13 protein-coding genes are annotated in these 14,251 nt (G+C 54.2%); 2 read left to right on the top strand and 11 right to left on the bottom strand.

Annotation, left to right across the window (positions count from 1 at the left end):
• Window positions 1-117: 117 nt before the first annotated feature.
• The 3 genes from ACOTXD_RS16815 to fabI form a co-directional block, all read right to left on the bottom strand.
• A complete protein-coding gene (locus ACOTXD_RS16815; protein WP_023324795.1) occupies window positions 118-2,052 on the bottom strand; it encodes an exoribonuclease II in 1,935 nt (644 codons plus the stop codon).
• A gap of 88 nt (window positions 2,053-2,140) precedes the next feature.
• On the bottom strand, window positions 2,141-3,127 hold the full coding sequence (locus ACOTXD_RS16810) for a CMD domain-containing protein (protein ID WP_045333123.1): 987 nt from the start codon (window positions 3,125-3,127) through the stop codon (window positions 2,141-2,143).
• 152 nt (window positions 3,128-3,279) lie between these two features.
• Window positions 3,280-4,068, bottom strand: coding sequence for an enoyl-ACP reductase FabI (gene fabI / locus ACOTXD_RS16805; RefSeq protein WP_003856831.1), 789 nt, complete (start codon window positions 4,066-4,068; stop codon window positions 3,280-3,282).
• A gap of 393 nt (window positions 4,069-4,461) precedes the next feature.
• On the opposite strand from fabI, the gene ACOTXD_RS16800 reads away from it, so the two are divergent.
• Entirely contained in the window at window positions 4,462-5,802 is a 1,341-nt protein-coding gene (locus ACOTXD_RS16800) for a sensor domain-containing diguanylate cyclase (RefSeq protein WP_032658628.1), read from the top strand.
• An 8-nt stretch (window positions 5,803-5,810) separates the two neighbouring features.
• On the opposite strand, the gene ACOTXD_RS16795 is transcribed toward ACOTXD_RS16800, so the two are convergent.
• Both ACOTXD_RS16795 and ACOTXD_RS16790 read right to left on the bottom strand, forming a co-directional pair.
• Window positions 5,811-6,632, bottom strand: coding sequence for a helix-turn-helix transcriptional regulator (locus ACOTXD_RS16795; RefSeq protein WP_061856452.1), 822 nt, complete (start codon window positions 6,630-6,632; stop codon window positions 5,811-5,813).
• Window positions 6,633-6,679: 47 nt separating this feature from the next.
• The gene (locus ACOTXD_RS16790) at window positions 6,680-7,081 is read right to left on the bottom strand and encodes a RidA family protein (RefSeq protein ID WP_003856835.1); all 402 of its coding nucleotides are present in this window, start codon (window positions 7,079-7,081) and stop codon (window positions 6,680-6,682) included.
• A 132-nt stretch (window positions 7,082-7,213) separates the two neighbouring features.
• On the opposite strand from ACOTXD_RS16790, the gene ACOTXD_RS16785 reads away from it, so the two are divergent.
• Window positions 7,214-7,804 (top strand): TetR/AcrR family transcriptional regulator, encoded by a 591-nt coding sequence (locus tag ACOTXD_RS16785; RefSeq protein ID WP_003856836.1) that lies wholly within the window; start codon window positions 7,214-7,216, stop codon window positions 7,802-7,804.
• Here the strand turns inward: ACOTXD_RS16785 and sapF are convergent.
• The 6 genes from sapF to pspF all read right to left on the bottom strand — a co-directional run bounded on the left by sapF (window position 7,801) and on the right by pspF (window position 14,161).
• Complete coding sequence (gene sapF, locus ACOTXD_RS16780; protein WP_003856838.1) at window positions 7,801-8,607, bottom strand: putrescine export ABC transporter ATP-binding protein SapF; 807 nt, start codon at window positions 8,605-8,607, stop codon at window positions 7,801-7,803. The genes ACOTXD_RS16785 and sapF overlap by 4 nt on opposite strands.
• Before the next feature lies 1 nt (window position 8,608).
• Complete coding sequence (sapD, locus tag ACOTXD_RS16775; RefSeq protein WP_003856840.1) at window positions 8,609-9,601, bottom strand: putrescine export ABC transporter ATP-binding protein SapD; 993 nt, start codon at window positions 9,599-9,601, stop codon at window positions 8,609-8,611.
• Window positions 9,601-10,491 carry a putrescine export ABC transporter permease SapC gene (sapC, locus tag ACOTXD_RS16770; protein ID WP_003856843.1) on the bottom strand — a complete coding sequence of 297 codons (891 nt, stop codon included), beginning with the start codon at window positions 10,489-10,491 and terminating at the stop codon, window positions 9,601-9,603. The genes sapD and sapC overlap by 1 nt, the downstream gene beginning before the upstream one ends.
• Window positions 10,478-11,443, bottom strand: coding sequence for a putrescine export ABC transporter permease SapB (gene sapB / locus ACOTXD_RS16765; RefSeq protein WP_003856845.1), 966 nt, complete (start codon window positions 11,441-11,443; stop codon window positions 10,478-10,480). Before sapB ends, sapC begins: the two co-directional genes overlap by 14 nt.
• The gene (gene sapA, locus ACOTXD_RS16760) at window positions 11,440-13,080 is read right to left on the bottom strand and encodes an ABC transporter substrate-binding protein SapA (protein WP_003856847.1); all 1,641 of its coding nucleotides are present in this window, start codon (window positions 13,078-13,080) and stop codon (window positions 11,440-11,442) included. Before sapA ends, sapB begins: the two co-directional genes overlap by 4 nt.
• 88 nt (window positions 13,081-13,168) lie before the next feature.
• Entirely contained in the window at window positions 13,169-14,161 is a 993-nt protein-coding gene (gene pspF, locus ACOTXD_RS16755; RefSeq protein ID WP_160863291.1) for a phage shock protein operon transcriptional activator, read from the bottom strand.
• Window positions 14,162-14,251 lie beyond the last annotated feature (90 nt).

Here is a 14,251-nt window from a genome sequence, read left to right as displayed (position 1 = left end):
GAAATGTGGCGTTGGGAAACAGAAAAGTGTGAGAAAAAACGATGATTTTGCGGGAGATAATTCAGGAGAGAACTCCCGGCCACCCCTTAACGGAACGGCCAGAAGTTTACGCGGTTATCAGGCGACAGGGCGCGCGATAATACTGCGGGTTTCCATGCGCACTTCAGCGATGGTGACATCAATCACGTCAGTGACCTTGTAAACCGTTTCGCCTTTAATTTGCACGGTCCCGTTTTCCTGGCTACAAACCAGTTCGTCGCGGACGGCATGCAGGAACGGGGCAGGAATAAAGGCAACGGCGCCATTATCCACCAGGCGAACGCGCATACCGCCGCGGCTGATGTCAATGATTTCAGCCGGGAAACGGGTATCAGTCCCTGCCTTATCATTCAGGAAGCGCGCGTACAACCAGTCGCCGACATCACGCTCCGCCATACGGTTGAGACGGCGACGTTCTGCCATCTGCAATGTCGTACCATCCTGTGGGCGGGCAACAGATTCCCCTTTGATGATCGCTTTCAGCAGACGATGGTTAACCATGTCGCCGTACTTACGGATCGGGGAGGTCCAGGTCGCATAAGCCTCAAGGCCAAGGCCGAAGTGCGGGCCAGGCTCGGTGCTGATTTCCGCAAAGGACTGGAAGCGGCGAATACGGCTGTCGAGGAACCCTGACGGCTGTGCGTCCAGCTCGCGGCGCAGTTTGCAGAAACCTTGCAGGGTCAGCACTTCCTCAGGATCGACGTGTACGTCATGGGTTTTCAGCAGGGCAGCCAGCGCTTCGGTGTTCGCCGGATCAAACCCGGTGTGCACGTTGTAAATGCCAAAGCCTAATTTGTCGCGCAGCACGCGTGCAGCACAAATGTTGGCGGAAATCATCGCTTCTTCAACGATGCGGTTGGCAATACGGCGCGGCTCAGCGACGATATTCAGCACTTCACCTTTTTCACCCAGCACAAAACGGTAGTCCGGACGATCTTTGAAGACCAGCGCGTGAGTTTGACGCCATTCGCTGCGGCTCAGGCAGACGCGGTGCAACAGACGAATTTGTGCGGCAATGTTGTCCGACTCGGGTTTCCAGTTGCCCGTGTTCTCCAGCCAGTCGGACACGTCGTCATAGGCCAGCTTGGCTTTGGATTCGATGGTGGCGGCGAAGAATTCAATATCTTCTTCAATGGTACCGTCAGCCGCAATGGTCATCCGACATGCCAGCACCGGACGTACTTCATGCGCACGCAGCGAACAAAGATCGTCGGAAAGTTCACGCGGCAACATCGGAATGTTAAAGCCCGGCAGGTAGTTGGTGAACGAGCGCACTTTGGCCATCTCGTCCAGCCTGCTGCCTTCGACAATCCATGCGGTAGGGTCGGCGATGGCGACGGTCAGATGCAGTTTGCCATCGACTGTCTCTTCGGCATACAGCGCATCGTCCATATCCTCGGTGCTGGCGCTGTCAATGGTGACAAAGTCCAGCGCCGTCAGATCGCGACGTTCCAGACCTTCGTCCTGCATTTCAGTCGCCACGCCATCAGGCGCTTCTTTTTCGAGATTGTGGCGCGCCAGCGTCACCCACCATGGGACGAAATGGTCGTCGCCGAAGGTAATGTATTGGGTAAGCTCGGCGTAGAAACCGCGATCGCCTTTTAAAGGATGACGGCGCATCTCAGCAACCGCCCAGTCACCCTCAACAAAATCATGCTCAACGCCACGCGCGGCGCGGCACGGAATAGCATCTTTCAGGAGAGGATGGTCCGGCACGACGGAAAGACGATCGTCTTTTTTATGCACTTTCCCGACAAAGCGGGTCAGGAAAGGTTCGATCAGTGCTTCCGGCTCGGCAGACTCTCGTTCCTTTTCGGTATGAATAACGGCCGAAATACGGTCGCCATGCATCACTTTCTTCATCTGAGGAGGCGGAATGAAGTAGCTCTTCTGCCCATCAACTTCAAGAAAGCCAAAGCCCTTTTCCGTGGCTTTTACGACCCCTTCTGCACGCGGCGTCTGGGAATGCAGTTGCTGTTTAAGCTGCGCTAGCAGCGGGTTGTCCTGAAACATAATGTTCTATTTTCGTAGCCATTGAGCGGCTGACAGTTTTACGCGAATCTCACTGCTACAGCAAGCGCTCTTTAGGTAAAGAGTATGGTTATTCCTCTTTGCCGAGCGCCACACGCAGACGGTCCAGCCAGCCATAAAATGCATCTCGGGTTAGCAGATTGATGGCCTTCTCTGGCGAGAGACCTGACCCGGTCAGGGGCGTTAACTGGGCGGCGCTAAAGCGATCCGGAGAGGCGACGAGCAGCGCACGAGCGGCTGAGATCATCGAAGACGCGGGGCCTTCACTTAGCGGATGGTTAAGCAGAATTTCGCCCGTCAGATTAAGCAGCATCGGCTCATGACACAGCACAGGGGTGAGCGCTTCAAGCGCCGGTTCCGCCTGCCAGCGTGAGAGCGCCTCAAGCTGAAGCGCACTGGCATATTTTAGCTCAACCGCGGGTAGCGTGGCGGTCCATCTGCTGAAGCTAACCGGCAGCGTATGGGGCTGAATGTGGTGCCCGGGCAACCAGCGTACCGGATGGCCAAGCAATGCCTGAAATACCGCGACCACTCGCGCCTGAAAACCGACAAAGCCGATGATCTGGTTGATAAGCACAATGTCATACGTTGTGAGTCCAACCTCATCAAGCTGGTTTTGGGCTTTGTCATCGATCACATCGGGTGAGCTTGCTAACTGGCGGGCATACTGGGTAATTTCTGCAAGGCGTCGATTGCTTTCCCGGGAGGAGTCCGGCCCCGGAAGAGGGGCGAGCAGGGCAGCGTAGTGGTTACAGAGCCGCTGAACACCACACGCCTGGGCAACCGTTAATGCCGTGCTCAGCCTGTCGTAGGCGCTGAGCGTATGCAGACGGCTCACGGGAGTATCAAGCGGGAACAAAAGATGACACAGGGTTCGGGCAGGCGCAAGCCAACCAGCACAGCTTGCGAGAATGTCATCGGGCAGGGCTAAATCGAGCAAAAAACGGTCGTCGACGTTAGCGGCTTCGGGCACCAGCGGCAGAACGTCCGTCTGCGAATGATTCGACTGGGTTTCATGATACCAGTGGCCTTTGCCGGAAAAACGGCGTTGTTCCATGGGCGTTCCTTGATCTCAAAATGGCGATCAATATCCTGGCGTAAGGCGGATGAGGGGAAAAATATTGTTAGGTGATAACAAATAGCAGAACGGAATAACGAGGAGCGGGGCGGTGAGAAACTCTCTTCCCTGGCGGGAAGAGAGTGACAAGCTTATTTGATTTCCAGCTCGTTCATTGCAGCGATGTTGAAGCCGCCGTCAACGTGAACCACTTCGCCGGAGATACCTGCGGAAAGGTCAGAGCACAGGAATGCCGCAGAGTTACCCACATCTTCGATGGTAACGGTACGACGAATCGGGGTAACCGCTTCGCAGTGTGCCAGCATTTTACGGAAATCTTTGATACCGGAAGCGGCCAGGGTACGGATTGGACCCGCAGAAATAGCGTTAACACGCACGCCTTCAGGACCCATTGCGTTCGCCATGTAGCGCACGTTGGCTTCCAGAGACGCTTTCGCCAGACCCATAACGTTGTAGTTAGGGATAGCACGTTCTGCGCCGAGGTAGGACAGGGTCAGCAGGGCTGCGCCCGGGTTCAGCATCGCGCGGCAGGATTTTGCCATTGCAACGAAGCTGTAGGAGCTGATGTCGTGGGCGATTTTGAAGCCATCACGGGTAACCGCGTTCACATAGTCGCCGTCCAGCTGGTCGCCAGGAGCGAAGCCGATGGAGTGAACAAAACCGTCGAATTTCGGCCATGCTTTTGCCAGTTCAGCAAACATGCCATCAATGCTTTCGTCTTGTGCAACGTCACATTCCAGAACAATGCTGGAACCCAGCTGCGCGGCAAATTCTTCAACACGGCCTTTCAGCTTGTCGTTCTGGTAGGTGAACGCCAGCTCAGCGCCTTCGCGATGCATTGCCTGTGCGATGCCGTATGCGATGGACAGTTTGCTGGCAACGCCAGTCACCAGAATGCGCTTACCGGAAAGAAAACCCATAGCTTTAATCCTTATATTCATTGCTTATTTTGCCTTGTAATTCATAGCGTTACAGGCAGTATTTCAAAATCATTCGAAATTAGCTCGAAATTATAGCCCACTCACAGCCCCATGTGTCACGATATTTCTCGCTCCTACGCCGTGAATGGGCTCACGGAAGAGGTTGAACTGACTCTTCATCAGGCCGTTTCGTGTGTATCCCAGCAGTATATCACCGCACGCGGGGTTCGCCTCATCCAACCAGCGGGCACCGTGACGCCGCCCTCATGCTGATGTGTCCAGCGCCTTTTGCGCAAAATGATCCGTTTAGCCCTTTAAACGCTTTAAAATTGCGCGAGGGTCGATAACGGCTATGCCATTTTGAGTCTTTATCTGTGTGCGGTAAGAAGGAAGATGAAAAATATAACGTTGGCCGAAAAACTGATCATGCTGTCAGGTGCGGCGCTTTTTGCGCTTATGATCGCGGTGAACTCCTTTTGCGTGAATGATAATCCTGGTTTCAGGGTGCCTATGACCACCTATTTGATCGTCATGATTGCGCTGTTCTTTCTGGATACCATTATCTTTATTTTTATCCAGATGCTGTATGCCTCCGACCGATCGCGTTTTTCCTTATTCATTCTGAGCCTGGCATTTCTTAGTGGGCTGGTTTATTTCATTGAGACGATCATTGTCATTCAGCTTCCGGAGCATGCTGGTTTTACCCAGGCGGCAAAAACCAACGATACGGCGGTATTCTATTTTTTTCGGCAGCTGAGCTTTATCGTATTACTGGCGCTGGCGGTCCGTGTGGAAAAAATCACGATACGATCCACGCTCAGATTCCGAAATAAGATCAGCATGACGTTAGCATTAATGATGACACTGGTTATGTTTCCGATGCTGGCCCATTATCTCAGCAGCTACCATCCGGCCTGGACATTAACGATTGCAGCATACGAAGATGAACATCATTATCCTGTCTGGGATATCAGGTACGTAAACGTTCTGATCCTGCTCTGGTCGGCTTTACTTTGTTATATGATCTCTGTGACACGCCTGGCGTCCGGGATCTGGAACAGTATTATTGTGGTTTGCCTTTCCGCCATCGTTTACAATTTTTTCCTCTTACTGCTTGATACTTACAATCTGTCGCTCTGGTATATCAGCCGGGCAGTAGAGGTCCTCAGCAAATTATTTGTGATTTGTACCTTAATATTCCATGTCTTTAACCTGTTGAAAATTTTCGGCGATCGGGTTGATCGCGATCCGCTTACTCAGATCTACAACCGTAAATATTTTTATGAGGCACTTCCGCGGGTCCGCTCGCTCAGGACAGAAAAGGGGACCAGCATTATGATGCTGGACATCGACAACTTTAAGTCGATTAACGATAACTGGGGGCATCTTGTGGGGGATCGCGTGATTCTGGCGGTCGTGGATATTATCAAAGACAGCATACGCGATAACGACATCTTTGCCCGACTGGGAGGCGAGGAATTTGGTCTGCTGCTGCCGGATACCGACGGTAAGCAGGCTATGGCCGTCGCGGAGCGTATTCGCCAGAACGTTCAACAGCGCACCGGGCCGGGCTATCATTATGCTCTCCCTGTAAAGGTCACATTAAGTATCGGCGTGTGCTCAGCCATTCAGAATAACGTCAACGGCAATGATATTATGCGTGACGTGGACGAGGCGTTGTATGAGGCTAAGCACAACGGTAAAAACAGAATTGTTACCAGACAGGCTGAATGAAGCTGAGGTTACAGGATGGGGATGAAAACATCAAAATCGACAGACTCGTCGCTGTACGCATTAATTTTCATCAGGTAAATACCGTCGCGCAACGTCAGGCGTTGGTTTACCATCGCCTTAACGAAGGCAATCTTGTTAAACGCGCTGTAGATTTCCCAGCTACCGCTAAAGGGCATTCTTGCGTATCTCCCACGCACAATGCAGAATTTTTTATTTGTCACCGTGTCGCTTTGTAACGCGTACGATATTAATACCTCGACCAGATACGATCGGCTTTTGCCTAACTCGGGGCGGCGGGGCATCAGAATAATTTTATCGATATCATGGCGGTTTTCTGTCAGGAGCTTTTTGATTTTTTTAGTAATATCATGCACTGAGGTATCAAAAAGATGATCGTGTTCGATAATTTCATGCGTATAGATAAACGTTTCATCCAGATAGCAGACCTCGAGCTCAGGCGTTTCATGTTCGCTTAATAAAAAAGAAGGCTGTAAGATGTCAAAATTCCACCCTCTGGCACATCTGTACTCAGAGGGTGTCAGCCCCATCATTTTTTTAAAGGCTCTGGAAAATCCCTGACTGCTCTGGTAATGGAATAAATACGCAATATCCGTCACCGGAATCGACGTCATTCTCAGCATAATGGCGGCACGGCTTAACCTCCGTCGGAGAATATATTCACCTAAAGAGAGCCGATACTTCTCTTTAAACCATGTTTCGATGGTTCTTCTGCTGTATCCAATATCTGCAACCAAATCACCAATGTGTAAAATAGTAAAGTTATTTTCTTCTACCCAGGAGAGAATATAGTTGCTGATGCTGTCTTTCATTTGTGCGTCAGTGATAGCTTAACGGTAAATCAGTTTACTGCCAGATGTTAATTCGCGGGCGTAGGGATCCTGGCGATAACCTTAATTTCGAAATCAAAACCCGCAAGCCAGTTAACGCCTATTGCTGTCCAGTTTGGGTAAGGGGGGTGCGGAAACGCCAGTTTTTTTGCTTCCATGATGGCGGGGAACTGGTTTTCAGGATCGGTATGAAACGTCGTGACATCAATCAGATCGTCAAAAGTACACCCTGCGGCTGCCAGAGTCGCCCGTAAATTATCGAACGCCAGCTGCACCTGAGCGGGGAAGTCGGGTTCAGGTGTGCCATCGCTGCGGCTGCCAACCTGACCGGAAACAAATAACAGATCGCCAGAGCGGATTGCTGCTGAATAGCCATGCTCTTCATAGAGGGCATGCCGATTAGCCGGAAAGACGGGGTCACGTGGATGCATGGCTTTTCCTTTTCTGTCAGAGGTATTGTTGTGGTTACGCAGTAGAAGTAACATACGCGATGTATGTCAAAAATGTAATCCACATACGCCGCGTATGTCAAATTATAATTACCGCTTAATGAAGGAAGTCCCATGGCTACAAAACGTCGTGCTGAAACGGCCCAGGAAAATCGCGAGAAAATGATTCAGGCGGCGCGGAAGGCATTTGCTGAAAAAGGCTATGCCGCAGCGTCAATGGATGAACTCACGGCAAGCGTGGGGTTAACACGCGGCGCGCTATATCATAATTTCAACGACAAGAAGGGATTACTGGCGGCGGTGGTCGCGCAGATAGACAGCGAAATGGCAGCAAACGCGAAAGCGATTGCCGCCGCCGCCGATGATGACTGGGAGCGACTGCTGGCGGAGGGCATCGCCTATATCAAAATGGCGCTCGTTCCGGAAGTTCAGCGTATCGTCCTTCTTGACGGCCCGGCTGTTCTGGGCGACCCGGCGCAATGGCCCAGCCAGAACAACTGCCTTGAGTCGACCCGTCAGACCATCGAAAAAATGATGGAGTGCAACGTAATCAAAAAGATGGATGCCAGAGTCGCAGCCCATCTGCTGAACGGCGCTGCGCTGAATGCGGCTCTGCTGATTGCCGCGAGTGATGAACCGCAGAAGACCCTTCCGCATGCTATAGAGGTGTTTACTCTGCTGGCAAGCGGGTTACGCAACGGCTAACGATCTTTACGCCACGCGTCCGCCGTCAATGCTTCACCAAAGTGTCCGGCAATCAGGCGTTTTGTCAGGTCATGGAGCGGGGAAGCCAGTACGTCAGCGGTACTGCCGCGCTCGACCACTTCTCCCTGGTGCATCACCAGCACCTGGTCGCTGATGTGTTTCATCATGCCCAGGTGCTGAGTCACGTAAATATAAGAGATCCCCTGCTTTTCCTGTAACTCCAGCATCAGGTTAATGAGCTGCGAACGCATCGACATATCCAGCGACGCCAGCGCTTCGTCGGCGATAATAACTTTCGGGCGCAGGATCAGCGCGCGGGCCAGACCGAGACGCTGTTTTTGGCCCGGGGCCAGCATGTGCGGGTAATAGCTGACATGGTCGGGCAGGAGGCCTACCAGACGCAGGGTTTCGACAATCCGTTTGCGACGCGCTTCCGGCTCCAGGTCGGTATTCAACCGCAGCGGGAAATCCAGGATCTGGGAAATACGCTGGCGCGGGTTCAGGGACGTCGACGGATCCTGAAAAATCATCCGGATGCGCTGACTGCGAAAAGAATAGTCCCCAAATTCCAGAGGATGATCGTCAATCAGTATTTCACCGCCGCTTGGCTCGACCATGCCCGCGAGCATTTTTGCCAGGGTCGATTTGCCCGAGCCGTTTTCACCGATAATCGCCAGCGTCTGCTTTTCGCGCAGCGTAAAGCTCAGCGGTTTAACCGCCTCGACGGTCTGACGGTGAAACAGGCCGGTGCGATAGCGAAAGGTCTTACTCAGGTTACGTACTTCCAGTAAGGTTTCGACCATTTCACTCTCTCTCCATGTTCAGCGGGAAATGACAGGCAAACAGATGGTTTTTCGGCCCTGTCAGGCGCGGTGTTTCAATGCATTTACGCTGAGCATACGGGCAACGCGGTCCCAGACGGCAGCCAATGGGCAGCGATTCCAGCAGCGGTATCGCGCCAGGCAGCGTATTCAGACGGCTTTTGTGCGGCATCGCGCTGCCAAAGTCCGGGATCGCCCTGATCAGCGCCTGCGTGTAGGGATGATGTGGCGTCGTCACCAGGTCTTCACTTGGCGCGGTTTCTACCGTCTGGCCGCAATACATTACATCAATTTTATCCGCCCACTTGCTCAGCATTTGCAGGTCGTGGCTGATCAGCAAAATGGTGGTGTTGTTATTCTGGTTCAGACGCGTGAGCAGGCGGAAAATCTGGGCCTGGGTGGTTGGCTCCATCGCGTTCGTTGGTTCGTCCGCAATCAGCAGACGCGGCTGATTCGCCAGGGCGATGGCAATCATCACTTTCTGGCATTCACCGTCGGTCAGTTCGTAGGGGAAACTGCGCATCGCGTCTTTATGGTCTTTGATCCCGACACGGTGCAACAGCTCAATGGCACGGCGTTTGCGCCAGCCGAAACGCTGCCACCAGCGGCCTTTATAGGTCCAGCCGGGGATGTTCTGCATCAGCTGTTTCCCGACGCGCTCGGACGGATCGAGACAGGATTGCGGCTCCTGGAAAATCATCGAGACGTTATGGCCCACCAGTTTACGGCGTTCGCGCGGGGAGAGACGCAACAGATCGATGTCGTCGAAGCGCATACGATCGGCGGTCACCCGCCAGTTGTCTTTCGCCACGCCGCAAATGGCCTTGGCGATCAGACTTTTCCCCGAACCCGATTCGCCCACCAGCCCGCGGATTTCGCCCTCTGCGAGCGTAATACTGATGCGATCCACGGCCTTGACCCAGCCTTCGCCCGTTTTAATTTCTATCGTGAGGTTGCGGATATCGAGTAACGGCATTATTGCACCCCCGCATTGATTGCGCGGCGAATCCCGTCGCCCAGCAGGTTAACGAGCAGCACGCTCACCATGATGGCCGCGCCCGGCAGCATGACCGTCCACGGCGCAACGTAAATCAGCTCCAGCGCATCGCCGAGCATGGCGCCCCATTCCGGGGAGGGAAGCTGCGCGCCAAGGTCCAGGAAGCCCAGCGCTGCGATATCCAGAATCGCCATCGACAGGGCGCGAGTGATCTCCGTCACCAGCCCGGCGGCAATGTTAGGCAGCACGGCAAACCACAAAATATTAAACGTGGTGGCGCCATCCAGACGGGCGGCGACGACATACTCTTTTTCCAGCTCGTCGTGAACCAGGCTGTAAACCGAACGCACCATGCGCGGCAGAATGGCCAGCCAGACGGCGAACATCGCATGGGTGAGGTGCGGCCCCGCGAAGGCCACGACGATAATCGCCAGCAGCAGCGAAGGAATAGAGAGCAGGGTATCAAGAATATGGTTAAGCACGGCCGACCGCAGCCCGTGGGTTGAGCCGGCAAAAATGCCCAGCGCCAGGCCGCAGATCGCGGCAGCCAGGGTGACCACGAACGCGCCGCCTACCGTAGGTGCGGCGCCGCTCAGTAAACGACTTAGCACGTCGCGTCCGAGATCGTCAGTCCCCAGGAAGAACGAAACCTCCCCGTAACGCGACCACGACGGCGGTAAAAGCTGATAACCAAGGAACTGCTGATCGATGCCATACGGTGCAAACCACGAACCCAAAACGCACAGCAACACGAGGCCAATGCAGCCGTAAAAGCCGATCATCGCCGTGGTGTCGCCGTAAAAATTACGCCACACGGTACGTAGCGCACCGGGCGTGCGCTTTTCGCTGTAGACGTTATCGTAAGGCATACCATTCCTTATGCTTCAATGGGTTGGCCATGGCACCCAAAATATCGGAAACAACGTTAACAATAATGACCAGGGAGCCAATCACCATCACGCCGGCAGAGATCGCCGCGTAATCCTGCTGGCGAATGGCGTTGATCATCCAGCGTCCAAGGCCCGGCCAGCTGAAAACCATCTCGGTGATCATCGCCAGCGTCAGCATGGTTGAAAATTGCAGCCCAAGACGTGGGATTACGGGTGGCAGCGCATTGTGCAGCACATGGCGACGGAGAATCGTCAGGCGAGACAGTCCGCGCGTGGCGGCGGCCTTCACATAGTTTTGATCGAAGACGTCGATAGTGCTGATACGCATCAGGCGAATTACTTCGGTCGTCGGCGCGACGGCCAGCGTGAGCACCGGCAGCACCATGTGGCGCAGCGCGCTCACGATCATTTCGTCGCGCCAGACTGAATCAGAAAGCCAGGCGTCAACAATGGCGAAGCCGCTCACCGTTTGCACGTTATACAGCAGATCAAAACGGCCAGATACCGGCAGCCAGCCTAACGTCAGTGAGAAGAAGAGGGTAAGCAGTAGCGCCAGCCAGAAAACAGGGATGGAAAAGCCAATTAAGGCAAGCGCGCTGATGAATTTATCCTGCCACTTATTACGATAAATGCCCGCCAGCATCCCCACCGGGATCCCCACCATGAGGGCAAAGCCAAAGGCGAGTACACACAGCTCCATGGTGGCCGGGAAAACCACTTTCAGCTGCTCGGAGATGAGCTGTCCGTTAATGCTGGACACGCCAAAATCCCAGTGTAGCAGGCCATTAAACCAGAACAGCCAGGCGTCCCAGAGGGATGAGCCCTGAAGCGGGGCGTGCGGCGTAAAGTAGCTCAGGCTAAAGCCGACAAAGGTCAGGAAGAACAGGGTGACCAGCAGTAACAGCAGCCGACGCAAGGTAAATATAATCATGGTTTCTTCACCTCTTGTTCTTTCTCACGGGTGACGCCCGCGAAGGAGGCGTTACCAAACGGGCTGAGTACCAGCCCTTTAATATCGTAACGGTAGGCCTGGAGGCGCAGGGAAGAGGCAAGCGGCAACACGGGAAGTTCTCTGGCCAGAATATTTTGCGCTTCATCATAGGCCTCAATGCGTGAGGCAAGCTGTTGAGACGCCAACGCTTTTTGCAGCACGGCATCAAATTCCCGGTTACACCAGTGGGCGTAGTTGGTCTGGGAGTTGATTGCCGCACAGCTCAGCAGAGGACGGAAGAAGCTGTCCGGGTCGTTACTGTCGGTGGACCAGCCAGCCAGCGTTAAGTCGTGATTCATGTCCATCAGACGCGCCTCCTGAAAACGGCCTTCGACAGGCACGATGATCACCTTAACGCCCACCTGCGCCATATCAGCCTGCAACAGCTCAGCCGTTTTAAGCGGGCTGGGGTTCCACGCCTGAGAGCTGGTGGGCACCCACAGCTGTAGCGTCAGGTTTTCTGCCCCCAGCGCTTTAAGCTGTTCGCGCGCTTTCGCCGGATTATATTCGGTAATCTTCGCCTCGCCGTCATAGGCCCAGGAGGCGCGCGGAAGAATAGAGGCGGCGGTTTCCGCGGTCCCGTAGTAAATCGACTGCATCAGACGCTGATTGTTGATCGCTAACGCCAGCGCATGGCGCACGGCCGGATTATTCAGCGGCGGCTTATCGGTGTTAAACGCCAGATAAGCGATGTTCATTCCCGGGCGCAGGGTCAGGCGCAGGCGTGGGTCGTCGCGCAAAATGGTCAACTGGCTGGCCGCAGGCCAGGCAAGCACGTCGCACTCGCCGGTCAGCAGTTTGGAGAGTCGGCCTGTTCCACCTGAACCCAGATCGACAATGACCTGCGGCATCAGCGGTTTGCCGCGCCAGAAACGATCGTGGCGTTGCAGGCGAATGTATTGTCCGGCGCGGTACTCTGCTAACTGGAACGGACCTGTGCCCACAGGCTCACGATCGAGACGTTCCTGACGATCCTTTTTCGTCAGCTGATCCGCGTATTCGGCTGACATGACCGAGGCGTAGTGCGTTGCCAGATGCCAGAGGAAGGAGGCATCCGGGCGCGTCAGGCGAAACTCAACCGTACGGTTATCCAGTTTGCGAACGCTTTTGACCGAGTCCGCGAATTGCAGACTGTCGAAATAGGGGAAGTTCCCGCCATTAACGTTATGCCACGGATGATTGCGGTTGAATATGCGCTGGAAGGTGAAAACCACGTCATCCGCGTTGAGTTTACGGGTTGGCGTAAACCACGGAGTGTGCTGAAAGGCGACATCATCGCGTAGACGAAAGCGGTATGTGGCGCCGTTATCAAGCACTTCCCAACTTTCAGCAAGCTCCGGAACCAGCCGATAGGTATAAGGATCGACGTCGAGCAGGCGATCGTAGAGCTGTGCGGCCAGCGTATCAACAATCAGGCCGCTCCCCGCTTTTTGTGGGTTAAAGGTATCAACTTGCCCGCTGACGCAATAGACGAAACCACTCTCTCGGATATCAGGGGGCACAGCGCGATCGGGCGCAGCAAAGGCCAGATTGCTGAACAGACCGAGTGCAAACAGGGACGATAAAACCAGGCGCATAGTTTTTAAGGTTTTTAGATTCGATCTGCAAAGTGTATCGCACTTACGCCTGCTTCGTAAAAATGTCTGGGGGTAAGTGCTGATAATGTCAGCGCATTTGATGTTTTTTGAGCAATGCCCTTAACTGATGGTAGGTCAGACCCAGCAGTTCAGCCGCCCGTTTCTGATTATATTTCGCCTCTTTCAGGCTCTGCTCGAGCAAGTTTTGTTCCTGCTGATGCTGGAACTGGCGTAAATCGAGCGGCAACGCCGGATCCTGCTGGCGCGTCGCCGGAACCGGGGGCTGTTTATCCTCGCGACGAAACGGATCGAGAATAATGTTGTCCAGTTCGGTTTCGCTGCTGCCATGCCGGTAAACGGACCGTTCCACCACGTTTTTCAGTTCACGAATATTGCCCGGCCAGTGGTAACCGAGCAGGGTCTCAGTGGCCTGTTCGCTAAAGCCCGGAAAGAGCGGCAGGCCCAGTTCCCGACACATCTGAATGGCAAACTGATCGGCCAGCAGCATGATATCGCTGCGCCGCTCCCGCAGCGGCGGCAGCTGAACGACATCGAAAGCCAGCCTGTCCAGCAGGTCGGCGCGGAATTTGTCTTCTGCCACCATCGCGGGCAGGTCGGCGTTAGTAGCGCACACCAGGCGAACGTTAACCTGGAGCGGCTGACTGCCGCCAACGCGTTCCAGTTCGCCATACTCAATGACGCGCAGCAGCTTTTCCTGCACCAGCATCGGCGCGGTCGCCAGCTCGTCGAGAAAGAGCGTTCCGCCATCGGCGCGCTCAAAGCGTCCGGGATGGCGTTTTTGTGCGCCGGTAAAGGCGCCAGCTTCATGACCAAACAGCTCGGTGTCGAGCAGATTTTCATTCAACGCCGCGCAGTTAAGGGAAATAAAAGGGCCGTCCCAGCGGCCAGACAGAAAGTGCAGGCGGTTAGCGATAAGTTCTTTACCCGTTCCGCGCTCACCGATAATCAGCACCGGTTTATTCAGCGGCGCGAGGCGCGAAACCTGTTCAAGCACTTCCAGGAAGCTGTTGGCTTCGCCAAGCAAATTATCTTTATATTCAGCCATGATGAAATTAACCACTCCTTAGTGATATTCACCAGGTGAGAATAGCCGCTGGATGGATAAATATCAATCACATTGAGTAAAATCAATAAGATAAAAAGTTGGCAT

The organism is Enterobacter cloacae complex sp. CDL013, assembly GCF_049238805.1.
GTDB classification, from domain to species: domain Bacteria; phylum Pseudomonadota; class Gammaproteobacteria; order Enterobacterales; family Enterobacteriaceae; genus Enterobacter; species Enterobacter hormaechei_C.
The sequence above is the reverse complement of the archived record's forward strand: the minus strand, read 5'-3'. Positions and strand labels throughout refer to the sequence as shown.